This window comes from Methylobacter tundripaludum SV96, from assembly GCF_000190755.2.
GTDB classification, from domain to species: Bacteria; Pseudomonadota; Gammaproteobacteria; order Methylococcales; family Methylomonadaceae; genus Methylobacter_A; species Methylobacter_A tundripaludum.
This window is the reverse complement of record NZ_JH109154.1, coordinates 236437-260774: the sequence shown is the minus strand read 5'-3', so window position 1 is coordinate 260774 and position 24338 is coordinate 236437. Positions and strand designations below refer to the sequence as shown.

Annotated in this window: 19 protein-coding genes; 10 read left to right on the top strand and 9 right to left on the bottom strand. The window is 49.7% G+C overall.

What is annotated here, in order from left to right; genetic code table 11:
• The first annotated feature begins 7 nt into the window (after positions 1-7).
• Complete coding sequence (locus METTU_RS20950) at positions 8-406, top strand: GFA family protein (RefSeq protein ID WP_006894057.1); 399 nt, start codon at positions 8-10, stop codon at positions 404-406.
• Positions 407-414: 8 nt separating this feature from the next.
• Positions 415-861, top strand: a complete 447-nt coding sequence (locus tag METTU_RS20945) for a transglutaminase-like domain-containing protein (RefSeq protein ID WP_006894056.1) — start codon at positions 415-417, stop codon at positions 859-861.
• A 463-nt stretch (positions 862-1324) separates the two neighbouring features.
• On the opposite strand, the gene motB is transcribed toward METTU_RS20945, so the two are convergent.
• The 4 genes from motB to METTU_RS20920 form a co-directional block, all read right to left on the bottom strand.
• Positions 1325-2233: a flagellar motor protein MotB gene (motB, locus tag METTU_RS20935; RefSeq protein ID WP_006894055.1), complete on the bottom strand. Its 909-nt coding sequence runs from the start codon at positions 2231-2233 to the stop codon at positions 1325-1327.
• 8 nt (positions 2234-2241) lie between these two features.
• Positions 2242-3090: a flagellar motor stator protein MotA gene (gene motA / locus METTU_RS20930; protein ID WP_006894054.1), complete on the bottom strand. Its 849-nt coding sequence runs from the start codon at positions 3088-3090 to the stop codon at positions 2242-2244.
• Between the two features lie 249 nt (positions 3091-3339).
• Positions 3340-8682 (bottom strand): EAL domain-containing protein, encoded by a 5343-nt coding sequence (locus tag METTU_RS23905; protein ID WP_006894053.1) that lies wholly within the window; start codon positions 8680-8682, stop codon positions 3340-3342.
• A gap of 190 nt (positions 8683-8872) precedes the next feature.
• Positions 8873-10606: a multicopper oxidase domain-containing protein gene (locus METTU_RS20920; protein ID WP_006894052.1), complete on the bottom strand. Its 1734-nt coding sequence runs from the start codon at positions 10604-10606 to the stop codon at positions 8873-8875.
• Between the two features lie 174 nt (positions 10607-10780).
• Here METTU_RS20920 and METTU_RS20915 point away from each other — a divergent pair, with 174 nt between their 5' ends.
• Complete coding sequence (locus METTU_RS20915; protein WP_040581727.1) at positions 10781-12388, top strand: protein adenylyltransferase SelO; 1608 nt, start codon at positions 10781-10783, stop codon at positions 12386-12388.
• 103 nt (positions 12389-12491) lie between these two features.
• Here METTU_RS20915 and ylqF read toward each other — a convergent pair whose 3' ends face one another.
• Positions 12492-13412, bottom strand: coding sequence for a ribosome biogenesis GTPase YlqF (gene ylqF / locus METTU_RS20910; RefSeq protein WP_006894050.1), 921 nt, complete (start codon positions 13410-13412; stop codon positions 12492-12494).
• A 79-nt stretch (positions 13413-13491) separates the two neighbouring features.
• Between ylqF and METTU_RS23805 the strand changes: the two genes are divergently transcribed.
• From METTU_RS23805 to METTU_RS20895, 3 genes are all read left to right on the top strand, one after another.
• The gene (locus tag METTU_RS23805) at positions 13492-13653 is read left to right on the top strand and encodes a hypothetical protein (RefSeq protein WP_006894049.1); all 162 of its coding nucleotides are present in this window, start codon (positions 13492-13494) and stop codon (positions 13651-13653) included.
• Positions 13654-13750: 97 nt separating this feature from the next.
• Positions 13751-14353: a 5'-deoxynucleotidase gene (gene yfbR, locus METTU_RS20900; RefSeq protein ID WP_006894048.1), complete on the top strand. Its 603-nt coding sequence runs from the start codon at positions 13751-13753 to the stop codon at positions 14351-14353.
• Between the two features lie 118 nt (positions 14354-14471).
• Entirely contained in the window at positions 14472-14687 is a 216-nt protein-coding gene (locus tag METTU_RS20895) for a hypothetical protein (RefSeq protein WP_006894047.1), read from the top strand.
• A gap of 16 nt (positions 14688-14703) precedes the next feature.
• On the opposite strand, the gene mepA is transcribed toward METTU_RS20895, so the two are convergent.
• The 3 genes from mepA to mtgA form a co-directional block, all read right to left on the bottom strand.
• Positions 14704-15543, bottom strand: a complete 840-nt coding sequence (gene mepA, locus METTU_RS20890) for a penicillin-insensitive murein endopeptidase (RefSeq protein WP_006894046.1) — start codon at positions 15541-15543, stop codon at positions 14704-14706.
• 47 nt (positions 15544-15590) lie between these two features.
• On the bottom strand, positions 15591-16484 hold the full coding sequence (locus METTU_RS20885) for an MlaA family lipoprotein (protein ID WP_006894044.1): 894 nt from the start codon (positions 16482-16484) through the stop codon (positions 15591-15593).
• A 99-nt stretch (positions 16485-16583) separates the two neighbouring features.
• Positions 16584-17357, bottom strand: coding sequence for a monofunctional biosynthetic peptidoglycan transglycosylase (gene mtgA, locus METTU_RS20880; RefSeq protein ID WP_006894043.1), 774 nt, complete (start codon positions 17355-17357; stop codon positions 16584-16586).
• A gap of 112 nt (positions 17358-17469) precedes the next feature.
• On the opposite strand from mtgA, the gene METTU_RS20875 reads away from it, so the two are divergent.
• Entirely contained in the window at positions 17470-18462 is a 993-nt protein-coding gene (locus tag METTU_RS20875; RefSeq protein WP_006894042.1) for an alpha/beta hydrolase, read from the top strand.
• An 875-nt stretch (positions 18463-19337) separates the two neighbouring features.
• On the opposite strand, the gene METTU_RS20865 is transcribed toward METTU_RS20875, so the two are convergent.
• Complete coding sequence (locus METTU_RS20865) at positions 19338-21212, bottom strand: hypothetical protein (RefSeq protein WP_217182961.1); 1875 nt, start codon at positions 21210-21212, stop codon at positions 19338-19340.
• Positions 21213-21831: 619 nt separating this feature from the next.
• Between METTU_RS20865 and METTU_RS20855 the strand changes: the two genes are divergently transcribed.
• The 3 genes from METTU_RS20855 (at position 21832) to METTU_RS20845 (ending at position 24332) form a co-directional block, all read left to right on the top strand.
• Positions 21832-22461, top strand: a complete 630-nt coding sequence (locus METTU_RS20855; RefSeq protein WP_006894038.1) for a DUF47 domain-containing protein — start codon at positions 21832-21834, stop codon at positions 22459-22461.
• A gap of 10 nt (positions 22462-22471) precedes the next feature.
• A complete protein-coding gene (locus METTU_RS20850) occupies positions 22472-23584 on the top strand; it encodes an inorganic phosphate transporter (protein WP_006894037.1) in 1113 nt (370 codons plus the stop codon).
• A gap of 130 nt (positions 23585-23714) precedes the next feature.
• Entirely contained in the window at positions 23715-24332 is a 618-nt protein-coding gene (locus METTU_RS20845; protein ID WP_006894035.1) for a nuclear transport factor 2 family protein, read from the top strand.
• Positions 24333-24338 lie beyond the last annotated feature (6 nt).

Sequence of the window (24338 nt, the reverse complement as noted above, 5' to 3'; positions counted from 1 at the left end):
AAACAAAATGAAAGGCAGTTGTTTATGCGGGGAAATTGAGTATGAAATCGACAGTATCGACATGCCTGTCGCTCACTGCCATTGCCGGACTTGCCAAAAAGCGCATGCGGCTCCGTTCGCTACAACCGCCGGTGTAATGCGTGAGCATTTTCGCTGGTTGAAAGGTGAAGAAACACTTTCATCTTTCGAGTCTTCGCCAGGAAAACGCCGCTATTTCTGTTCGGTGTGCGGTTCCCATCTGGTGGCTGAGCGGGTGAGCCAGCCCCATGTTATTGTCCGGGTGGCAACGCTGGATGAAGACCCGATGATTACTCCTCAAATGCACATCTGGACGTCGCACGATGTTCCGTGGCTCGAATATGAAGGTGTTCCCGCATATCCTGAATGGCAGCCTGGGCGGAAATGAAAGCGGGCATGAAACACTATCTCGACAGTAGCGAGTATATCGATTGGAACCATCCTTTGGTGCTTGCAAAAGCTGCGGAGCTTGCTGAGAGCGGTCTTTCCGATGACGCTATAGCGAAGCGTTGTTTTGAATTCGTCCGCGATTCGATTAAACACAGCTGGGACTACCGGATGAATCCTGTCACCTGTAAAGCCTCCGAGGTATTAATTCACGGCACAGGTTACTGTTATGCCAAGAGCCATTTGTTGGCCGCGCTATTAAGAGCCAATGCCCTTCCGGCCGGGCTTTGCTACCAACGATTGACGGTTGAAACCGATGGCCCTCCATACTGCCTTCATGGATTGAATGCGGTTTATCTTAAGCAACATGGCTGGTATCGCATTGACGCCCGAGGCAATAAGCCGGGTGTGGTTGCCGAGTTTAGCCCACCTATAGAAAAGCTGGCTTTTCAATGAAAGTGCCGCTATTTTTGCGAAAGCTTGTTTTGGGCATCCCAGCCCAAGCAAGCGGCAAAAATTACGCGGCAGCCAATGCCTCCGGCGGCCCCAGCCGTCCTGCTTCATTCGTTGGATACCCAGCAAGGGGTATCCAACATCATTCTCGCAATGACTCGACGCGATGTCGGAAAGCCTGCATTTTCACTACGCAAAAAGCGCTTCGTGAAAACACATGCGCTATCGCTTCTGCGGACTAAAAATCTTCGCTACGCGGTGCTCCGCTTCCAAGATTTTCAGCGATTGTTGATGCTTTGGAAAGAGACTTTCCGGAAATATGGGCTGAACCGCTACCTTTGGTGGTGAATGCATTGACTTGGAACAAGACGGTAGAGCAGGTCTTTGACAATTTGCCGGACGTTGAGGTTATGCCATCCAACCCATCGGGGAAGTCAGCGGACTAAAATTCATAAAGCACAGGATTTTATTCCTTGGGTGGCGGTGCAGCCTCCGTAACAGGTTCTTCTCCCACGTTTTGCAGAATTTCTTGCTCGGTTTTTTTGTTCATCACGATAATCGAAATTCGCCTGTTAATCGGATCCAGTGGTTCGGCGGTGGCACTGTAGGGAACGCTGGACGATAATCCGATAACGCGTAGGATTTTTTCTTCGGCAAGGCCGGCTTGATTCAGTTCGTATCGAGCGGCATTGGCTCGGTCACTGGAGAGTTCCCAATTGGTATATTTTTTTTGATTGGGCGGAAAAGGTCGCGCATCGGTATGGCCATTGAGGCTGACTTTATTGGGCAATTCGTTAATAACCGGCGCCAGTGCCCTCAAAATCAATTTGATTTGCGGCTCGGTTTCCGCGCTGGCCAGTTTATACATAGGCCTGTTCTGGGCATCGACAATTAAAATTCTCAAGCCTTCGGATGTTATTTCCAGTTTGATTTGTTCTTTGAACTCGTTTAATTCGGGGGTTGAATCTATTTTATACTGGATTTTTTGCTTTAAATTTTCGAGTTTTTCTTTCTCAAGTTCTTCGGCCTTGTGTTCAATTTCCTCGGGCGTAATCTCTACTTCTTCAGCCGTCTTGCCTTTGTCGACCTGGCCCTGGTCTTGTGAAGTAATATCCGAACCGCCCGCTTGAATAATGCTGGTTCGATCGCCGACATCCAATCCTCGTTCTTCCGTGGATGCCTTAAAAGGATCTTGAAAGTATTCGGCAATGCCTTTGCGTTCCGGTTCGCTGGTTGTTCCTAATAGCCACATCAGTAAGAAAAAAGCCATCATGGCGGTAACGAAATCGGCGTAAGCCAGTTTCCAGGCGCCTCCATGATGAGCATGGCCGCCTTTTTTTACTTTTTTTACGATGATGGGTTGTTGGTCAGCCATTGTTTAAATTAACCTTTATTAGCTCTCAGCTGTTCTTCCAGTTCCAGAAAGCCTGGACGCATGGAAGACGCAATCATGGTGCGCATATATTCAGCAGTCATGGCCGGTGATACGCCTTTGGCGCAACACAACAAGCCTTTTTGGGCGCATTTATAGACGTTGCCTGACGCTTCAAAGCGTTCTGACATTACGGCTCCGACGGGGCCGATAAAACCATAGGCCAGTAAAATACCCAGAAATGTTCCTACCAGGGCCGCCGCAATCAATTTGCCCAGCTCTGAGGGAGGAATACCGACTGACTCCATGGTATGTACGACGCCCATTACCGCCGCGACAATCCCAAAGGCCGGTAAACCGTCAGCGAGATTCTGGATGGCTTTGACGGGTGCATGAGCTTCTTCATGATGGGTTTCGAGTTCCTGGTCCATCAGTTCTTCCAGCGCATAGACCTCAACCCCGGTAACGATCAAACGCAGGTTGTCGCAAATAAATTCCAATAAATGGTGATCGCCGAGAATTCTGGGGGTAAAGACCGGGCTGCTTTTCGGGTCGTCGATAATGCTTTCCAGCGACAATAAGCCCTCCTTGCGCGTTTTAGTGGTAATTGCATAAAAACACAGCAGCAGCTCAAGATAATATTCTTTATTGTACTTGGTGCCTTTTAACGTGGCCGTGGCCTGACTGATAGCGGCTTTTATAACGGACATGGAGTTTCCGCAGACGAAAGCGCCCACGGCGGCACCAATGATAATAACAAATTCAAAGGGTTGAAAAAGAACGCCGGGGTGTCCACCGCCCCCGATAAATCCGCCCATGATTGATATAGAGAGGATCAAATATCCAGCGATAACTAGCATGTATTCTCTTTTGTGGTTGGTTTATATTGAAATAACTAAATGGAATGTAGTACACATTGATATTTAAGCAATGATCACTGCATGATTATATATGGTTCAACACAAGAAACTGATTTTAAACTTGAATTTCCTTGGTCCCCGATTTAATAATCTTGGGGCTATTTTAACTTGATTTTGAAACTCAGGAGCTAATCTTTCGCGGCTTTGTTTTTCTTGATTATGTGCTTGTTTAAATCATTAACTAGCCATTTAGATTTGATCACGCAATAACTGGGCAAAATCTTCCGCCGGGAGAGGTTTGCTTTTGATATAGCCTTGATAGGTGTCGCAGCCTTTTTCGCGCAGGAATGCCAGTTGCTCAAGCGTTTCTACGCCTTCAGCCAGTACTTTGAATCCTAAAATATGGCCCATGGCAACAATCGTTGCGGTAATTTCCATATCGTCTTGCACCGAAGGAATGTCATCGATAAAACTCTTGTCGATTTTCAGTACGTCCAGAGGAAAGCGTTTGAGATAGGCCAGCGATGAATAACCGGTACCGAAGTCGTCAATGGCAAGACGAACGCCCTGAGCGCGCAAATTATTGAGCACTTCGACAGCTTTTTCTTCGTTTTCCATTAACCCGCTTTCCGTTAATTCCAGCTCTAATAGCTCGGCCGGGAAGCCGGTCTCGCTCAATACTTCTGCCACCAGGGCGCTGATGTCGCTACGGCGGAACTGGTGAGGGGAGACATTGACCGCTAAAGTTAACGACGGCAAACCCGCGTCTATCCAGCGTCGGCCTTGTAGGCAGGTTTCGCGCAGCACCCAGGCGCCAATTTCTACAATCAAACCGGTTTCTTCGGCAATGGGGATGAAGTTGGCCGGCGAAATCAGTCCCGCAGCGGGGTCATGCCAGCGTACCAAGGCTTCTGCGCCGATGATCAGGCCGCTGTCGATGTCGATTTGGGCCTGATAGTAGACGCACAATTCTCGCTGTTCAGTGGCGCGACGCAGGCGAGTTTCCAGCGCGATACGCTCACGGGCGATAATGGTGAACTCTTCGGAAAAATAGGCAAAACAGCCGCGACCTTCATCTTTGGCTCTGTAGAGTGCAATGTCAGCATTATCCAGAAGCGTTTCAGGGCTGTCACCGTGCTGTGGAAACAAGCTAATACCGATGCTGGCGCCAATTCTAACCTTTCGGCTTAGCTCAGGGTCGGGGCAGGCGCTGTTGTTTTTAAGTAATTGAAAAGGCTTGCTTAAGTCGGCGACGATGTTTTCAGCGACTCGAGCTGCATCTTCCGGATGAGTAATATCTTCCAACAGTACGATAAATTCATCACCGCCCAAACGAGCGACCATATCGACATCGCGCAATCTTGCTTTGATGCGGGCAGCGACTTGTTGCAGTAATTCATCACCCGCCAAGTGTCCCATGCTGTCATTGACCGCTTTGAAGCGATCCAGGTCAAGCATCAGCAACGCCAGCTGTTTGCCGTCACGCCGTTCCACTTCGATGCCATGTTTTAGTCGCTCCCACAGCAGGCGACGATTAGGCAGGGCCGTGAGCGGATCGTAATAAGCCAGGTTGTGAATGGTTTCTTCGGCCTCTTTGTCTTTGGTGATGTCGGTAAAGGCGGCAACGTAGTTGGTGATCTGGTTGTTCGCATCGCTAACCGTAGTAATGCTGAGCCATTGCGGATAGATTTCCCCGTTTTTGCGCCGATTCCATATTTCGCCTTCCCAGTAGCCGTCCTGTTTCAGGGTATGTTGCAGTACGCTATAAAAGTGGACATCCTGTCGACCCGAGTTAAGCATTGCATGGGTTTTGCCAATGACTTCTTCCGGGCTATAGCCGGTGATGCGGGTAAATGCTTTGTTGATCTTCAGAATAGTCTGATTGGCATCGGTAATGGACATGCCTTCTTGCGATTCAAAGGCGGTTGCGGCGATGCGAAGCTCTGCCTCGGCTTGTTTTTGCTCGGTAACGTCGCGAAAACTCCACACCCTGCCGACTACTTTGTTGTTGATTATCTTGGGGATGGAATATCGCTCGACGACTTTTCCATCCTTGAATTCAATAATATCGAAAGAATTGGCTTCCGGGGTTGCATACAGTCCGGTTACTTTATTGGAGAAAGCTTCGGGGTCTTTTATTTGATTGGGGCCGTATAGCAGTTCTGCATTACCGTCTTCAGCGCCTATTTTAGCGGCGATCACTTCATCAGGAATTTGCCACAAATCAATGAATTTTTGGTTATGCAGCAGCCAATTATTGTTCAGGTCTACAGCCAGAATAGCTTCGCCGGTGGCTTCCAGGGTGGCCTTTAATATCGATAGGGATTCCGCTATTTGTATCATTGACTGATTTCGCTCAATCGCCAATTGTGCCAGTTCCGCATAGTGGTCAACCAAGTTGATTTCGTCATGCGTTGGGTGTGTCGGCAGGCGATGATAGACGGCGAAAGTTCCGAGTACGCGTCCCTGATTATTTTTAATCGGATGCGACCAGCAAGCTTGCAGACCGGCTAGCTTGGCAAGATCGCGAAACGGTTCCCAGTAAGGATGATGTTGCACATCTTCAACGATGACACTCTCGCCGCGATACGCCGCCGTGCCGCAAGACCCTACGCCATCGCCAATCGCCAAGCCGTCAACGGCTTGATTATAAGCGTCGGGTAAACTGGGCGCCGCGCCATGGCGTAGATGTTTGTTGTCTTCGTCCAGCAGCAAGATAGAACACAACATATTGGGATGCAGTACTTCAATTTGACGCACTAATTCATTCAATATCTGGGGTAGGTCAACCCCTTGATTAATTTGTTGAAGAATTTGATTTTGCAGAGCCAGTTCATCGGTGCGGCTACGTAATTTATTTTCGACAGCCTTACGTTCGGTGATGTCGTCAAAAAATACCAGAATCCGTTCGCCGACGATTGCGTTGTAAAAAATGATGTCGCGCACCGTCCCATTCTTGCAAGTTACCCTAAACTCCATCGGTTCAAGATCCTTTTCTTCAATAATGGCTTTTTCCATAAAGCCGGTCCACGTTTCTTTGACCTGATCCCGATAATGTTCGTCAGGATACGCCAGCGGCCACCACGCCTCCAGGTTTGGAGCGTCGTTTAGTGTGTAGCCGAAAGTCCGGATAAACCGGTCATTCAGTAAATCGATTCCGTTTTGTTTATTAATGATACCTATGGCAACGGGTGATTTTTGAATGAGCAGGCGGAAATGTTCCTCGCTTTCCCGTAAGCTTTTGATTGAAATCAGGCTGCTTAAGGCCTCTGTAATTCTTTGCGCTATCTCGGTGAAAATCCATAAATCATCAGCGTCGTGGATATGCGCTTCCGAGCAATGATGAATGCCAAGCAACCAGGGGCTGCCGATCTGCGGCCGAAGTGCAACTTGCAGCTGGGATTTTACCGAGAAGTCTTCGGCGGATATTTTTGGAACGGCGAGGCTTAATTGGGGGCCGTATTGTAAGGGTTCGTCAGTTCCAAGCACCGATTGCAGTAGCTCCGTGATTTCCTGGGTGACCGGTATTTGCGTATTACGCACAAAAGCGCCGGGCCATTCGGGACGGGTACGCTCCATCGGCACAGAGAAAAAATTTGCTTTGGGGTCGCAAGGATACAAAAACCAGGCACGGTCGGCATTAAAGATTAACTGGATTTCTTTGAGCACGCCATCAAGCATGGCTTCGAGACTTTCTGCCGTAGCGTTTATTCGGGATATGCGCTCCATTATATTCAGATAACGGAGTTGACGAGTGAGTTGCTGTTCCGTTTGCTTGCGCTCGGTAATGTCGCGCCAGCAAACATGGGTAATAAGCTCGCCATGCACTGTCATCGGAGTTAGAGAAACCTCGACAGGAAGGGGAGAGTCGTCGGCTCGGACGTGCAGCCATTCGAACCGGTGATAACCCACCTGCAGAGCGGCGGCTATCATTTCAGCCGCTTTCTCCTCAGAGGATTGTCCATCGGGTTGATAGTCGGGAGATATTTCATCGGGTTTGTAATTGATCAATTCCGATCTTGAATGATACCCCAGCTGCGTTAAGGCGGCGGCGTTGCAGTCGATGAAGCGACCTTCTTTGATAAGCAAAATGGGGTCTTTGGAGTCTTCAAATAGATGCCGAAATGCGTCCTCGCTTTCGCGTAGTGCAGCTTCCGCATGCTTGCGTTCGGTAATATCTTGCACGGTACCCACCAGTTGCGCGGGATTGCCGGTTTTGTCGAATTCGATGTCGCCATGAGCGATTACCCAGCGTGTCTCGTTATCGCTAGCCCGGATGATTTCATACTCCATCGAAAACCGCTCGCGGCTGTGGAGTATTTCCTGATAGTGATCAAGCACGCGTTGATAGTGTTCGGGATGAATCAATGCACCCCAATTGGGAATAGTTCGTTCAAAATGAGCGTCGATACCGAGAATCTGATCAAGCAGGGGCGAGCTTTCCCAGCGCTCGGTCGCCAGATCGGTCACGTAGTAGCCTATTCCGGCCGTCTCATGCGCCAAGCGTAAAAGCTTTTCGTTACGGGCGGCTATTTTGTTTTTTCGTTTTAGCGATCGATAAGAAGCCAACAGCGTTAAGGCAATAACGCTGGTTAACAGGATGATGATTGCGGCAATCTTGATGTATTTGAGCAGCTTTTCCTTGTCGGCTTTGGGGTCGGGATCGTAGCTGAAATTTTGCAAAAACTTATCGTTTTCAACCATGCCCGCCTTGATGAAGGTTTCCGCCATGTGCCGCCAGCGCCAGGGATTCATGTGTCCCAGATCAATCACATCCGGTACTATTAATGGGCGTATTGCGTCGGCTTCAAAGTTAAGATGGTCTCTGGATTTGTTGACTTTGTATTTGTTAAGCAATAAGTCAATGATTTCTTGCGGGTGATCCATTGCGTAATACCAGCCTTCAAGACTGGCTTGACGGAATGCTTTGACGCGTTCGGGATGCTGTTTAAGTTCATCCTCCGTTGTAAACAGAATATCGCTGTAGAAGTCGACACCGTAGTTGCGCGGGTTAAGTACGTTGAACTCAATGCCTTGCTGCTTGAGAAAATAAGGCTCGTTGCTCAGATATGAATTAAATGCGTCCGCTTTGCCGTCAATCAAATCACGAATTTCATAACTGCTGGGGATGATATGAAGACGGTTGATGTCTATGCCTTCATTATTGAACATGGCGACAAAATCAGCATCGACAGTCTGATTTAACAACATGATTTTTTTTCCGACTAAACCGTCAGGTGAAGAAATCTCGGCATCTTTGCGGGCGATTAACACGGAAGGGGAATGCTGGTATATCGCAGCCAAGGCGACCAGCGGCGCGCCACGCAACCGTTCCAGCAGTAATTCGCTGTTAGCCTCGCCGTATTGGGCATGGCCTTGAAGGACTTCCTGCACCGGTTTTTTTTCCGGCGTGCCTTCGTGGATGATTACGTCGAGCCCCGCATCCTTGTAATAGCCTTTTTCTAACGCCGCATAATAACCGGCAAATTGAAACTGGTGATGCCAGCGTAACTGGAGATGGATGGGTTCAGCCGATGCTGAAAAGCAGGGGCATATCAATGCCATAACAAGTATGGCATAGGTTCGCATCATATTGGGGTTATCCGGTTTTTATGCTTGATAGTCATTTGTCATTGCGTAGCATACACGCTTGGCCCAACGGCCTCTGCCGAGAAGCGTAAAGTGTCCGCCATGTCCGGATTTGTGCAGTTGAGATTAGAAATAATAGGTTAGAGACGTTACCTGCATCCATGTAGGCAATATCTCTAACTGACGACCGGCGTTATTTATTAAGCAGTTTACGAACGCGCTCATAAATCGTTTGTCGATTAATTATCAGCACATAGCTTAATAATCCCAGTATTAAACCGAACAACAGTTTTCCAAAAGCGGAACTTTCCTGTTCAGCTACCGGCTTTTCCGGCGCCCATTGTTGTTGTACGGTTTGTACCGCTACCTTAGAAGGTTGGTATTCCGCTTTCAGGTCCGGCAGGCCTAAGCTGCGCCACTCATCATAATCTTGCCAGATCGGATAATTACGTTTCCAGAGTCCTTTGGTGAAATAGGGGGCAAGGCTCATGCCGTGCGATTTGGGAATGCCTTTTTCATCAAGGAAACCGTCATAGACGACCAAGCTGATGTCGCCGCCTTCACCAACGCCGTTAGTGGTAAACGCTTTTTCGACATGGTCATGGAACATCCAGATACCTTGTCCAAAACTGTGCAGGCCATCATCGACGCCGCTTAATTCGAGATCAAGTCGCTGTGCGGGTACCATGGCATGTACGTCACGCTGGATATAGGAACTGGGGCCGTTGTCGACGCCGTCGTAATGAGTTACGGTCGGCTTGTGACCGTGGATATGCAGGGCCAAGGATTCGGTGTGGCCATTCAGGACCCGCAGTTTAACTTTTTCATCCTGTTTCATTTCAATCAGCGATTCCCTTAAGGTATAAGGGAAAGAGCGGCCGTTGAGCATGAAATAATCGTCGGTGGCATCGGTGGTGTCATATTCCATATTCATGTGCTTGGCGATCAGGCGCGGATCGTTGGCTGACCGGGCAACAAGCTCATGCAGTTCCTTATCCGCCGATTGATAATGCAGGTCATATTCGCGTGCATATTTTTCCAGCACGGCGACCGATGGATGACGCACTTGGCCTGCACCGACATTAAGGGTTTGCGGCCAGTTGTTGGGGCGGTTTTCCTCAACCACAAAAATACCCTGCAAGCCCATCGGAATATGGGTGTGCGGCTGAACGTGGCAATGGTAATACATGGTGCCGGGTTGGCGCGGCTTGATTACGTAAGTTTTGCTTTTTCCCGGCATGGTATCCATGTTGCTGGTTTGAGCAACGCCATCATTACCAGCGCCGCTCATATCCATGAACGGATGATCGATACCATGCAAGTGTATGGAATGCGGCAAATAATGGGTGTTTTCCAGAACCAGCCAGACCACGTCATCCTGCTCGACACGGATTACCGGAGACGGTACGCGCAGCAACGGATTGGCTATCGGCTCATAAATGCTGAGCGTGGACATATCGCGGGTTTTGGGGGCAAAAACCCAAAAAGTCGGCTGGATGCCCGGCGCTATATCGAAGGTAGTGGTGGGGTCTTTCATGTCGGGCGAATGACCGTTGAGCTCGGCAACTTCAAGTTTGATAATGATTTTATCAGGGTCGCCGTCGCCGTCGACATCGTCGGACATGGTTACGGCGTCGGCGGCGAGTTGAGTTTCCATCAGGGTTTTCATGGAAATGCCGTTGGTGCCTTTGACAAAGGCGGCGATGTCAGATGGATTGTCGGGATTACATAGCCGTGAAGCCTGTATTTGCACACCGTCAATGACTTGTTCTTTTCGCCATTCGGGAGAAGTAAAGTCGGAACATACTTCTTCTACGGGACCCATTTCTACCTTGGCCGTAGGAGGTAAATCACTGGCCGCTTGACTCCAAGGATGCATAAGGAGCAAGGTGGCGCCCCCAATGAAGGTAAGAAGATTTTTACGCATACGACGACCTCAGGAAAATACATCAAATAAAATGACACACCCTCCATTAAAAATGGAGGTTTATTAACGCGGTTATTTTAACTGAATATCAAGGAGAATTCATTTTTAACGCTAGAATAGCCTAAATTGTCAATTGAACAGCCCACCGAACCAGTGTGAGATTTTATGATTATGATGAATTCCCAAACAAAAACTTCCGGACTCGATGATTTGATCTTCGATAATCGTTTTATACGCGAGTTACCCGCCGACCCCGAAACTGTCAATAATCGTCGTCAGGTATTCAGCGCTTGCTATTCCCGGGTATTGCCGACCAAAGTTGCTAATCCGCGGTTGGTTGCTTATTCCAGAGAGGTTGCAGAGTTACTGGATTTAACTGAGGAAGTCTGTAAATCCGCCGATTTTACCCAAGTGTTTGTCGGCAATAGCCTGTTAACCGGCATGGATTCTTACGCAATCTGTTACGGCGGCCACCAGTTCGGCAACTGGGCGGGGCAGCTCGGTGACGGTCGCGCTATCAACCTGGGTGAAATAATTAACAGGAAAGGCGAGCGTTTTACCTTGCAGCTGAAAGGCGCAGGTTCCACGCCTTACTCAAGGAATGCCGACGGCTTGGCGGTGCTGCGCTCCTCGGTACGCGAGTTTTTGTGCAGTGAAGCCATGTATCATTTGGGTGTGCCGACCACGCGGGCATTGAGTCTGATACTGACCGGCGAGGAGGTTATCCGGGATATGTTCTACAGCGGCGATCCCAAACCCGAACCGGGTGCCGTAGTGTGCCGCGTTGCACCATCGTTTACCCGTTTCGGCAGTTTTCAGATTTTTACAGCCAGGGGCGAGATCGATCTGCTGAGAAAACTGGTGGACTACACCATTGTTACCGACTTTCCGCATTTGGGTGAGCCGTCGCTGGACGTTTACCTTCAATGGTTTGAAGAAGTCTGCCGCAGGACGGCGGAAATGATCGTGCATTGGCAGCGGGTCGGCTTTGTTCATGGCGTGATGAATACCGATAATATGTCGATACTCGGCCTCACCATAGATTACGGTCCTTACGGCTGGCTGGAAAATTACGATCCCAACTGGACGCCCAATACCACCGATGCGGCCGACCGCCGGTATCGTTTCGGCAATCAGCCGCAAATCGCGTTCTGGAATCTGGGGCAATTGGCTAATGCGATCTATCCGCTGATAGAACAGGTTGAACCCCTGCAACAGGCGATCAATGCTTATAAGGACACCTTTGAGCGAGGCTGGCAAACCATGGTCGCCGGTAAGCTGGGGTTGAATGCCTATGATCCGTCCATCGATAACGAACTAAACACCGAGTTGTTGATTCTGTTGCAATCGGTTGAAACGGATATGACTATTTTTTACCGTAAGCTTGCCATATTGGTCATGGATGTTGAACTTGGCGATGAGGCTTTGATGGCGCCGTTGATGGAAGCTTATTATGTGCCGGAGCAATTAACCGATGAATACAAGGCGCGTCTTGGCAACTGGCTTAGACTTTATATAAAACGAATTCAGAATTCCGGCATAGCCGATGCCGAGCGCATCAAGACTATGAACGCCACCAATCCCAAATACGTGTTGAGGAATTACCTGGCGCAACTGGCGATAGACAAAGCGGAGCAGGGCGATTTTTCGATGGTTAATGAGCTGTTGGAACTATTGCGCCATCCCTACGACGAACAGCCCGGCAAAGAAGAATTCGCCTTAAAACGCCCCGACTGGGCAAGGCAGCGGGCCGGGTGTTCTATGTTGTCGTGTAGTTCTTGAGCGTCGGTAGGGCAGGGAGCAGTTGCCAAGGCACGAAGCGCATCAATCGCGAAAGATGCGCTTTACTTTGTTCAGTACATCTTACGGCTCTACACAAACCAAGTTAATTTGACCCTTTCCATTTCTGCTTCCGCGCTTTTTTCTTGGCCTCTTTCTGCTCGCGAATAATCACCAGCTCGGCCAATTCTTTCTCCATCATGGAAGGCGTTTCCAGGCTGATTCTGCCGATGGTGCCGGCGCGCAATTCAGACAGCAGGATTTTAGCCACTTTATCCATTTCGATGTGCCCGCCCGAGCGCAGACAGCCGCGTTTTTTACCGATGGCTTCCATCAGCTGTTGCTCGGCTTCCGGTAGCTGCTCCAGCTGGAAACGGGTCTGCAATAAATCCGGGTAATACTGCAACAGGTATTCGGCCGCGAAGAAGGCGACATTCTCATGACTGATTGCGGTATCTTTGATAGCGCCGGTGGTCGCCAGCCGGTAACCGCTGTTTTTATTTTCGACGTTGGGCCACAGCATGCCGGGCGTGTCCAATAGGATAATGCCGTGGCCTATGTCAATGCGTTGCTGGGTCTTGGTGATGGCCGGTTCGTTGCCGGTTTTGGCGATCATTCTTCCGGCCAGTATGTTGATCAGCGTGGACTTGCCGACATTGGGGATGCCCATGATCAGGGTGTGGATCGGTTTGTCGCTGCTGGCTTTATTCGGCAGCATCTTGTGGCACAGTTCGGTCAGCTGGCGCATTTTTTCGGGCTGCTCGGTGGTCAGTGCCAGGGTTTTTACGCCTTGCTCCTGCTCCAGATAGGTTTGCCATTGTTGCGTAACAACCGGGTCGGCAAGGTCGCTTTTACTGAGTACTTTGATGCAGGGCTTGTCGCCGCGCAGCGCGGCGAGCATCGGATTTTGACTGCTGAACGGAATGCGCGCGTCCAGAATTTCGATGATCAGGTCAACCTGGGGCAGGATTTCTTTGACCTCTTTGCCGGCCTTGTGCATATGGCCGGGATACCACTGAATAAGCATGATGTTTAGCTGTAACCAAAGTGGACTATTTAAGCATCATAACCCTATAATCAACAGCTATAAATGCATACAAGTCTTAATGAATGAAAATATTAAACTATTAGGCGTTCTGGTTTTGCCGGCCGGTTATACGCAGGATCAACAAAATCAGCTGTCAAGGAAGGCAGTTGAATTTCTGGACGGAAATTATCCGGTCACTTATGCCAATGGTCCAACAATGAAAACTTGGACAATTAACTAATGCCAAGGTCACTGCCACTGATAAGGGCTCATTACTTCTGGGATAATAAGAAATATTATGTTCAGGTTCTGATAGAAAATTCGCTCATTAAAGAAATATGAATAAAGAAATAACAAGTAGTTTCTATGCTTATTTGTCGCGGCTAAGATGGATTAAGCGCTGGGGTCTAAAGCGCAATGCGCATGCTGAAAATGTCATGGAGCATAGCTGGGAGGTGTCGGTTATTGCCCACACGTTGGCCTTGATTAAAAATCGTTATTACGGCGGGACCGTTGATGCCAACGCCATTGCTACGGCGGCTTTGTATCACGATATTACGGAAGTCATTACCGGCGATTTGCCCACTCCTATTAAATATCATTCCCAGGAAATCAGCGCCGCCTACAAACGGATTGAGCATCAGGCCGAAATAGAGCTGCTGGCGCTTTTGCCGGTTGAGTTGCAGGCTGATTTTCAGGTGCTGATTCATCACGACAGGATGCCGCCGGAGCATGTGCAGATCATTAAGGCGGCAGATAAAATATCGGCCTATCTCAAATGTCAGGCTGAGCTAAAAGCCGGGAATTTAGAGTTTGAAACCGCCGCCGCTCAATTGGCTTTAACTATCGGCGCATCAGAACAACCTGAAGTAAGTTTCTTTATGAAAGCGTTTGCGCCCAGTTGCGGGTTGACGTTGGACGGGTTGATGAAAACTTATTGAGCTGATTTGAAGGCGGATTTTTTAGGACGGTTGTCTCAAGTTATAATGCTTTTTTTATTAAAACAGGCTACCTGATCCTGTGTGAAAAATAGAACAGATTAGTACTTACGGAGAAGTTGTGAAACATCGATACACTATTGAACAAGCCAGAATATTATTGGATATTTTGAAGTACCATAACGCGTCAACCATGCTGCCTTCGTTTCATCAGGTAAAGCAGGAAACACTTGATGAGGCGCTGGATAAATTGCGGCTGGAGTTGTCCGAATTTATTGCAACGGATGACGGACTTGGCTTTATCGTCCCGATCCGGGATGAGAAGGGTTTGATTTAGTTCGGCTATCCAGGCGCTATTTTTTTAACACAACATCGCATAGTGCAGGCAATGCGAGCGGTTCCGGTTTTTTGGCTGCGGGAACCGGCGTCTTGGCTTCTTCTGAAAACCACCAGGCCAGCGACGCATCGCAGCCATCGCTTTCAGGAAGCGGTTCCTGCCCTGTGCAGTTTTTGTTATTCAGCGGACACTTGAGTCGGACATGAAAGTGATCGTCATGCCCCCACCACGGACGAATTTTTCTTAGCCAGTTATGGGCTGATTTACGTGCGCATAATAGGCGTTTGACGCTGGGATTGACGAAGATGCGGTCTACTTCGGGCCTTTGCGCCGCGGTCTCAAGAATTTTCTCATGAGCTATCGACCATTGGTTATTATCAATGGCGTCCGATTTGGCGGCAAGAACCGAGGGAGCGCTCCAGGTTTCGCGCTCATTAAATGCCAGGCTTCGGGTTGCCGCCTGTTGTGAAAGCAAATACCAAATATCGACATCGAGACCGGTTTGATGGCTGCGATGTCCGCTTGGGGTCGGACCGCCGCGCGGTTGTCCCAGATCGCCGATGAGCAAGACGCCCCAGTGCTGTAAATGGGCGGTCTTGGCTATACTTTCAATAAATCGTATCAAGTCCGGATGACCGTAAGATCGGCCGCGGGTAGGGCGCATCAATTGATAGCCTGTGCCATTCTGAGGTAGCGTGACCGCACCACTTAAGCAACCGGCGGTATAAGAACCGATGCTTTGGGCGCTATCGTCGATTTGCGCGGCTTGTTTGATCATCGCCCAGTTATTGTCGGCAGGGGATGAAGAGCATTCGGAGAAAATACTCAACAATAGGATGAAGATTGAAAATTTCATTTTAAAATTGATGGGCGACCGGCTGAACCGACCGCCCGTTGCCCCGCTTATTTCTTAACAGGTGCCGATAAGTCCAGAAAGTGTTTGGAATTATCAGTAACCGGAGCTGAGCCTGGGCGGTTACTGGTCGTTGCCGGTGCCGGGTTGTTGGTTTTTGCCGTACTCGTTGTCTCGGTCGTAGCTTCATCTTCCAACTGAAGTTCATCTTCTTCAGGAACATTGCCGTCATGGAGCAGATATTCACGGCGCTGCTGGTAAGCATTTTTGATAAAGGAATAGCGATCGACAGAGGCTTCATCAACGATCTTTTCAGTCGGTATTAGATCGGCGCGGGTATCGGTGACATCAACCGTTTTGGCTCCCGCATTGACCGCGCTAACGGCCGCGCCGCCACCGGCAAATGCAAAGGTATAGGTGAGTGGATTCATTAATGCATCGCCAACAGCCCCGGCGACTTCCCTGGGTGAGCTGGCGCCCATAAACGGTACTACCAGATAGTTACCCGTCGGAACACCCCAGAAGCCTAGCGTCTGCCCGAAGTCTTCATTATGCTTGGGCAGGTCAATCATTTTTGCCACATCGACAAAACCGGCTACGCCTGCTGTCGTGTTGATCAGGAAACGACTGGCATCCATACCGCCTTGTGCCAATTTGAGCTGCATAAAATCATTGAGGGTTACACCGATGTCGTTCATGTTACTGAAGAAATTGGTTATGCCGTCATCAACGAATTTCGGGGTTATCCACATATAACCTTTCGCCATGGGTTTTAAAACGGCCTTGTCCAGATCGTCATTAAATTCTTGAGTGCCGCGATTCCAGCCTTCCCAAGGATCTTTTTCATTGACCTCAGAGGTGGTCGCACAGCCCCCAAGCACACTTGATATAACCAGGCTACTCATTAATAAACGAGTGTTGATGATGGATTTTTGCATACTCATGGATTATCTCTATCTGCTTGGTGTTGAGGTGATTGGAAGTCTGTCTCGGACAGTTATTATATTAACTTTAAATTATATCAGACACAGGCCTTAAAAAAATCACTGATTTTGCATCTGCCGGAGTATCCACTGTTGCCGCTTAAGTAAATAACTTGATGGCTGCGCAGCCCGCAGCAGTATCGGATTAGGCAGGGTTGCCGCCAATAATGCCGCTTGCGACCGACTGATTTGGCCGGCATGGACGCCAAAATAGTGCTGACTGGCAGCCTCTATGCCAAATAGATGGTCGCCGAATTCCGCAATATTCAGGTAAACCGTCAATATCCGCTCCTTACTCCATAGCGACTCGATCAGCAGTGTGAACCATACCTCCAGTCCCTTGCGGACAAAGCTTTTCGACGGCGTTAAAAATAAATTTTTGGCCACTTGCTGGGAAATAGTGCTCGCGCCCCTCAGCCGTCCGCCGTCCATGTAGACATCGATGGATGATTGTATAGAGTGCAGATCAAACCCGGAATGTAAGAAAAACCGCTGGTCTTCGGCGGCAATAACCGCCGAAGAGGCATAGGCCGATATTTTTTTTGCACCGGTCCATGAGTATTTAATAGACTTGTAAGAACCGTCGTCCACCAAGTCTTCAAAATGTCGGTACACCATAAATGCCGAGGTAGGCACAGGCATCCAACGCAGCAATACACACAAACCGACCGATGAAACCAGGAAGGCGAACAACACATAAAGCACGGTTTTGCGCAGCATTTTCTTGATGGATAATGAGCGAAAGCTGCTGTTGTTAGGGTAACGGGATTGTCTTGCCAAAATACAAAGATTGTTAATGAGAGATGTTAGCTTGGGATTGGAAACTGCATTCATGTATATGATAAAGCCTTTGGATAGGCTTGAATAGTCTCAGGCAATTCCGCCGAAAACTTTGATAGGCATGAGTATATAATAAAAGTCCTCTGTACATTTATTGATCAAACGCATGAAACTCCGATACGCACTCATTGCTCTTTTGCTGCTTATAACGCTAAGCGGCTGTATGCCGATGACTTACCCGCCCGGCGCAAAAAATAATACGGCGCAACTTGGCGAGAATACTTTCCTTACCGAAGACGGCGCAAGTTTGCCGGTGCGGCATTGGCTGCCGAAAACCGAACCGCATGCAATTATTATCGCGCTGCACGGCTTCAACGACTACAGCCGTTTTTTTGTTACGCCGGGAGAATATTTCAGTAAACAGGGTATTGCCTGCTTCGCTTACGATCAACGCGGTTTCGGCATGGCTCCAAAACGCGGATTATGGGCAGGGGGCGAGACCTATATCAAGGATTTACAGGTTTTGGTGCGATTGGTCAAACAACGCTACCCGAAACGCCCGGTTTATTTGCTCGGCGAAAGCATGGGCGGTGCGATAGTCATCACCGCCATGAGCCAAGCCGATATGCCGGACGTCGCAGGCGTTATTCTCGCTGCTCCGGCGTTATGGGCCAGATCAACCATGCCCTGGTATCAAACCGGTTTGCTTTGGACGCTGGCGCACAGTCTTCCCTGGCTGACCTTGACCGGGGAGGGCGTCCACGTCGTGGCATCGGATAACATCGACATGCTTCGTGCCTTGGGGCGTGATCCGTGGGTTATCAAGGCGACCCGCGTGGAAACGGTATACGGGTTGACTGATTTGATGGACGCAGCATTTAACAGTGCCGCAACGCTACGCGGCAATACCCTGATGCTATACGGCGAGAAAGACGAAATTATTCCCAAGGAGCCGACTTATGCGTTCTTACAGCAATTTCTCCAAGTGGATGCGACGAAAAAAACCGTAGCGATTTACCAGAATGGCTACCACATGTTGTTACGCGATTTGCAAGCGCCCACTGCATGGAAAGACATAACCGCCTGGATAAACGCCAGTCCCGAGAAACTTCCGTCAGGTGCGGATAATCGGGCGCGGCAATTGTTAAGCCGTCGTTAAAGGCCTTTTAACATTAAGCGCATAATTTGTTGCACCTTTTCTATAGTTATTGTCCGATTCTATAGTTATTGTCCGAAGAAGTCGTTCACGGTTGTAAATCACCTCGATACATTGCTTAGCCTCAGCGCTGGTTTGATAGCGCTGATGATGAACCTGTTCTGCTTTAAAGGTATGAAAATAGGCCTTCTGAGGCGGCATTATCCAGTTGCCGTTGCGGCTTGTCTCTGGATGGTGCCATGTTCCCGCAACAGTGCGCGATGACTGCCTCTGTCGGTCTGTCGAATCAAGCCTTGACCAGGCCTCTATTAATCGGCGTTTACCCGGCGGATTGGAGGGAGGATATGTTACACGCAGTGAAGCGTATCGTTCGTGGAAGGATCGCATGAATGATTAGTGCGCGGGCAGAACTGTCGTTTACTTCCCAAAAAACTCCCTAGTACAGTCATTTAACCGATGCTGATAACATAAAACACAGCGATTTAACCGACGCTGATAACGGCAATAAGCCCACGTTACCAAGTAGTCAAGGCGATCAAACTGGGTTTTGTTTTGTAAGGATCGCGTATGTTGTTCGACCTCTAATACAGCATAAAGATGCTGCGCTTGATTTATTAGGGTGTCATTATCCATTTTTATTTACCCTCGTATTACTTGTTAAATTGTTAACAACGGCAAGGAAGGATGGCCGGGTTCCCCGTAGCGTAACTCAACCGATGGGGCTATGCAACAAGGGGCGCAGGTTGGGTTGAGCAGGTTTCTTTGGTGCCGAACCACAACCCAATAAAACGATAAGCAGAGGTTTCTCTATCACTATCGAAGCTTGGATAGTGTAAGAAAAAATAGCCCTCTCCCCAAGGGTTAGAGAGGGCTTTCCTTCATCGTGTCGGCCTCCGTACCTCGCGGAACCAGATCCGGTATTGCTCCATTTTCGCGCGCTGTTCCGCTGACGCACGGCGGCGGCAGGTGGAATATTCCTCCGTGCCCGGCTTCGCGCCCCAACGCATTTCGATGCAGTCGTTGGGATTATAAGTCATTTCATAGTCCGGTTTCCGTGCCAGTACCTCGGCCACCGAAAGCTCCCACGGGCTGCCATCGGTGCGCGTATAGCGGATGCTGCGTTCCTGGACGCGTCTTGCGTGATATTGCTCGATCTCCGTCTTGGCCTGTTCGGGGTTTATGTCGTTCATCACGAACAATTCGGAGTGGCGCACGATCTTGTCGGGCAAACCGTTCAGCACATTGATGGCGATGATGAGGCGCATGTCGCGGGAGGGCGTGGAGTAATCCTCCCAAGGGCCGACGGTCTGGAAAATTGCCGCGCCGTCAGGCATGGGGATGACGTTGTCGGGGCTGTTGCGGAAATACGCCTCGCCGTTATCTACCGAGGTCACGCGGGTCTCGATTTGCTCCACCAAGGCGTCCAGCGTGGCTTCGTAAGCTTGCTTGGGATCAAGGCCGCTGGGGTTGACGAGCTTGGCCAGCCTGGCGTAGAAATCGTCGGGAGAGAGCTGATCCTGCTCCAGCGAAAAGGATGCGAAGCTGGGACTATCGACCAATTCATCATTGGCGAGCGCTTGGAAATCGCCCGAGGTGGTGCGGGCCAAGGGGCGGAAAGCCTTGAATCCGGGTCCGGCGCCGGCGACGTTGGCGAACAGGAAGGTGCCTTCCCAGAACTGCTTGCGGGTGACCGAATTGTCCGGCTGGGCATCGACGGCCAGCAGGATGCCGGGACGCTCCGCCGTCTGCGGCACCCATTCAACCAGCACCAGTACATGGCCGTAGGGATCGGCATAGACCGTCCCCGGCCAGAGCGTCTCCCGGCTGAGAGGGATGGGATAGAGATCCGTGGATTCGTCCTCAAGCCCGGTTCGTGCAGACCCCGAATGGACGGCATCCGCCAACTGCCTGTTGACCTCTTTGAAGTCGGACTGCGAGCTGATGCCGTGGGTGAATTCGGTGTTGACGGTGGCCGCTTCACAATGCGGCGGCGCGTTGGCCGAGCCACGCCCGCAAGCGCGGGAGGCGATTGGCAGGCCGACCTTCCAGGCGAAATAAGCCCGCAGGGTATAGGGCAGGTCGGCGCAATCGGGGGTTAGCGGCAGGCTTTTGTCTTCGTTGAGGCCGAGATAGTTGTGCAGGAAGTTGTGCTCGGTGTTGCGCAATACCGGTTCAAGGGAAGGGAAGCTGAGGTTTTCATTGGGCGACGCCCCAAACAGCTCTTCGATCCAGGCGGAATAAAAGGCTTCGGTGGCAAGTCCCCAGACTTTGGGCCTTTCCTGTGTGTCTGATCCGCCGATGGTGAGCGGGTGGCAGGCGGTCAGCTCACCATCCCGGCTCGCCACCACTCGATAATCCCCCTCGTTGAGTCCGTCCAAAGCGGCAACCAGGCTCCACGGCGGGCCGCCTCGGCGGCGGGATTGCATAGGCATGCGCCGGCCTTGGCTGTCGATCAGGACCAGCTCCGACACGGGGCCGTCCGTGGATACCGACATGATCTTGACCTGTCCATCGGCTTTGGGGGTGAGGGGTGAGATCCAGATATGCGTCCCGCCGGTTTCTTCGCAGGAATGATTCTCGGCCAGTGCCGCCGGAATACTGGCCCATGCCAGCAGGCAAACGAGAAAATAACTTGTAGGTTGGGTTGGCAAACCCGGTAAGTAACCTCGATTCCACTTTGCTGCATAGAGGCTGCTTGCTAATCGGTATGAACGAATATTGCTAAACTTCAGGGCGATTAATATTTTTTCCATAATTGATTTTGAAAAGCTTAGTGTTGTCATTCATGTGCTCTTTATGAGGGCTTGTTCCCGGCAGCAGGTTGGACTGAATGCAATGAAGCCCAACAATTCGCCGCTCGCCACAGGTAAAATCTTCAAAGCAAGATCGTTTGTCCAATGCTCCGGCAACACGCCTGTTTGCGGATACCGATGTAATGTTGAAAAAGGCCGTTTGACATAGCCATGCTTCACGGAATTATAGTGAATATGATCAACATGTCTTTCAAAATCGCATTCGTCCCGGATGTGATGGTCCCAATAGCGCCGCTCCTAAATGACGATACTGAATTATGCTTTGTCGCATAGTCAGTGAGATCATAACCTCATATTCCGCACCTAAGGAAACGCTGAACAAATCGATTCCGCTCATGGTTCGACAAGCTCTCCACGAACGGAATCAACAGCTTACCGTTCGTCCTGAGCCTGTCGAAGGATTTAATCAGCGCTTCCAAGTAAGTTTTTAATTTATGCCGTTTATTAACCTCACGTTGAGTTGTTTTTAACTCAGAACTTTTAAGGATTAAGTGTTGTTATGCGATAATGGGGCAATAAAACTAATAAATGCCTTATGGCTAATAAATAAGGAAACACCATGTTCTCATTGCAAACCATTTTCGGTAAAGGCGATAAATTCTACGGCTTGCTTGAAGCCAGTGCCGAGTCCGCGCGTTCGTCCGCTAAAGCATTAATCGATCTTCTAAGCACGCCCGCTACGCAACAATCTCTGGAAAAATTTAAACAGGCGCGTCGCCGGGAAAAGAATTTATTCGCGCAAATCAGCGAGGAATTGGTCAATACTTTTGTTACCGTGCTCGATCGCGAAGATATTGAAGCCCTTAACAACGCCCTTTACAAAATTCCTAAGGTCGTGGAAAAGTTTGCGGAGCGCTATACGCTAGCCGTGGGTCGTATTGGCGATGTGGATTTCACCAGCCGCGCTGCGATGCTGGAGCAAGCCTGCGAAGTCTTGGAGCAAATGGTCGGACAGTTGCGTAAAGGAATGGATTTGGACGAGGTCAAAAAATTAAACGATCAGTTGCAAACCATTGAAGCCGAAGCCGATCGTCAAATACTTGAGTTGTATCGGGATGCCTATGCCAATGAAACCGATCCGATCCGTTACCTGGTAAAAATGGATTTGTTTGAAATCCTCGAAAAAGCGATTGACCGCTGCCGCGATGCCGGTAATGTCATCTACCATATCGTCTTAAAAAATTCATAAAAGGGTTATCATGCTGACTTTGCTCTTGCTTGTCATTCTGGTAGCGCTGGTATTCGAGTTTATCAACGGATTCCACGACACCGCGAACTCCATTGCCACGGTTGTCGCCACCAAAGTACTAACGCCAACTCAAGCGGTAATACTCGCCGCAGTCACCAATCTGGTCGGTGCGTTATCCGGTACCGCCGTGGCTAAAACCATTTCGTCGGGGTTAGTGGATACCGGTATGGTGAATATCACCTCCGAAATCCTGATTTGTGCGCTGATCGGCGCGATTATCTGGAATCTGATTACCTGGGCATTGGGGCTGCCGTCCTCTTCCAGTCATGCCTTGATCGGCGGCTTATGCGGCGCAGCGCTGGCCGCCGGAAACAATAATCCCGATGTGTTGATATGGTCGAAAACCGCGGTAGTCTGGACGGAAAATAAAGGCTTGCTGTGGAAGGTAGTGATTCCCATGGTCAGTTCGCCGGTTGTCGGTTTTACCTTGGGTATCGTTATCATGGGCAGCTTGATGGCTATCATTAGCGGCATGAATTCGGCCGGAGGTGTCATGGCGCGGATGGCGCGCCCAAAATGGGTTAATGCGGTGTTCGGCAAGGCCCAGTTGTTGTCGGCCGGTTATATGGGTTTTGCGCATGGCAGCAACGATGCGCAAAAAACCATGGGCATCATCGCTTTAGCCATTTTTACCGCTAACAGCGCCGGTACGCTCGACCAGTTGCCGTATTGGGCTGAATTCTTACGACCGGATGGCGGAGAACAAGACATCGACACCTGGATCGCCTGCACTTGTGCGTTGATCATGGCGCTCGGCACTGCGGTGGGCGGGTGGCGCATTATCAGGACTCTCGGCCACAAAATGGTCAAGCTGCATCCGATACACGGTTTCGCGGCGGAAACCAGCTCAGCGACCATTCTGTTGACCGCCGCCCACTTCGGCATGCCGGTTTCCACCACGCATAGCATTTCAACAGCGATTATGGGCGTAGGTTTTGCCAAGAATCCTCACGCGCTTAAACTTTCCGTCATCGAACGGATTGTCTGGGCATGGGTTTTGACGATTCCGGCGGCCGGAGGGGTAGCCTGGGGCTTGGTTAATTTGTTGTTTTTGTTGCATTAAATGAAGAAATAATGGGGTTTTCCTCCGTTTTTCGTGTATAAAATTGTTTTCGTCCGTAAGTCTGTGTTCCGGCTACCGTGTATTTCAAATAACTTGTTTTTGAATTTGCTGCAAATTCTGGGAGTTTTCGATGGCGACAACTAAAATTTTATCAACGTGCTTCCCTTATCATCACACCAAGAAAAGCCTGACTGGATTGGCCGGGCTTTTAAGTCTATTGCTCTTGCTGGGCGGCTGTCAGGCCGTATTGACCCCGGAACAGGTTACGACGGCATTTTGGGAAGCAATGGCAGAAGGCAATCTTGATTCTGCCAGAAAATACGCTACCCAAGAGACTCAACATCTGGTGACTAAACAGCAAAATCTGCAAGATGCGACAGTAAAGACCGGGACGATTTTTATCGACGGTTCCAATGCAACGGTAACAACGGTCATGACCTTAAAAAAACCTGAGAACAACAAGGATTTGTCTTTTGATACCGTTTTATTAAAAGAAAACGAGCTATGGAAAGTCGATTATCAGCGAACGCTGAATAATCTTTCAAACCTGCCTTTCGGGGATATTTTTAAAAGCTTGCAAGCGATAGGCGAAACCATTAACAAGGAACTGGAACAGCAAATTCCTTTGTTTGAAAAACAAATTAAATCCTTCAGTGAAGAATTAATACGGCAATTGGACGAATTTCGCCGTCAGCTGGAAAAAGCGGCTCCGCCTGAAAAACAGAAGCCGCACTCTAATACTATATAACCGTTT

What these genes read in the sequence shown, in the direction of transcription:
- METTU_RS20950 (WP_006894057.1), top strand. Translation starts at nt 8, where the DNA reads ATGAAAGGCAGTTGTTTATGCGGGGAAATTGAGTATGAAATCGACAGT.
- METTU_RS20945 (WP_006894056.1), top strand. Translation starts at nt 415, where the DNA reads ATGAAACACTATCTCGACAGTAGCGAGTATATCGATTGGAACCATCCT.
- motB (WP_006894055.1), bottom strand. Translation starts at nt 2,233, where the DNA reads ATGGCTGACCAACAACCCATCATCGTAAAAAAAGTAAAAAAAGGCGGC.
- motA (WP_006894054.1), bottom strand. Translation starts at nt 3,090, where the DNA reads ATGCTAGTTATCGCTGGATATTTGATCCTCTCTATATCAATCATGGGC.
- METTU_RS23905 (WP_006894053.1), bottom strand. Translation starts at nt 8,682, where the DNA reads ATGATGCGAACCTATGCCATACTTGTTATGGCATTGATATGCCCCTGC.
- METTU_RS20920 (WP_006894052.1), bottom strand. Translation starts at nt 10,606, where the DNA reads ATGCGTAAAAATCTTCTTACCTTCATTGGGGGCGCCACCTTGCTCCTT.
- METTU_RS20915 (WP_040581727.1), top strand. Translation starts at nt 10,781, where the DNA reads ATGAATTCCCAAACAAAAACTTCCGGACTCGATGATTTGATCTTCGAT.
- ylqF (WP_006894050.1), bottom strand. Translation starts at nt 13,412, where the DNA reads ATGCTTATTCAGTGGTATCCCGGCCATATGCACAAGGCCGGCAAAGAG.
- METTU_RS23805 (WP_006894049.1), top strand. Translation starts at nt 13,492, where the DNA reads ATGAATGAAAATATTAAACTATTAGGCGTTCTGGTTTTGCCGGCCGGT.
- yfbR (WP_006894048.1), top strand. Translation starts at nt 13,751, where the DNA reads ATGAATAAAGAAATAACAAGTAGTTTCTATGCTTATTTGTCGCGGCTA.
- mepA (WP_006894046.1), bottom strand. Translation starts at nt 15,543, where the DNA reads ATGAAATTTTCAATCTTCATCCTATTGTTGAGTATTTTCTCCGAATGC.
- METTU_RS20885 (WP_006894044.1), bottom strand. Translation starts at nt 16,484, where the DNA reads ATGAGTATGCAAAAATCCATCATCAACACTCGTTTATTAATGAGTAGC.
- mtgA (WP_006894043.1), bottom strand. Translation starts at nt 17,357, where the DNA reads ATGAATGCAGTTTCCAATCCCAAGCTAACATCTCTCATTAACAATCTT.
- METTU_RS20875 (WP_006894042.1), top strand. Translation starts at nt 17,470, where the DNA reads ATGAAACTCCGATACGCACTCATTGCTCTTTTGCTGCTTATAACGCTA.
- METTU_RS20865 (WP_217182961.1), bottom strand. Translation starts at nt 21,212, where the DNA reads ATGGAAAAAATATTAATCGCCCTGAAGTTTAGCAATATTCGTTCATAC.
- METTU_RS20855 (WP_006894038.1), top strand. Translation starts at nt 21,832, where the DNA reads ATGTTCTCATTGCAAACCATTTTCGGTAAAGGCGATAAATTCTACGGC.
- METTU_RS20850 (WP_006894037.1), top strand. Translation starts at nt 22,472, where the DNA reads ATGCTGACTTTGCTCTTGCTTGTCATTCTGGTAGCGCTGGTATTCGAG.
- METTU_RS20845 (WP_006894035.1), top strand. Translation starts at nt 23,715, where the DNA reads ATGGCGACAACTAAAATTTTATCAACGTGCTTCCCTTATCATCACACC.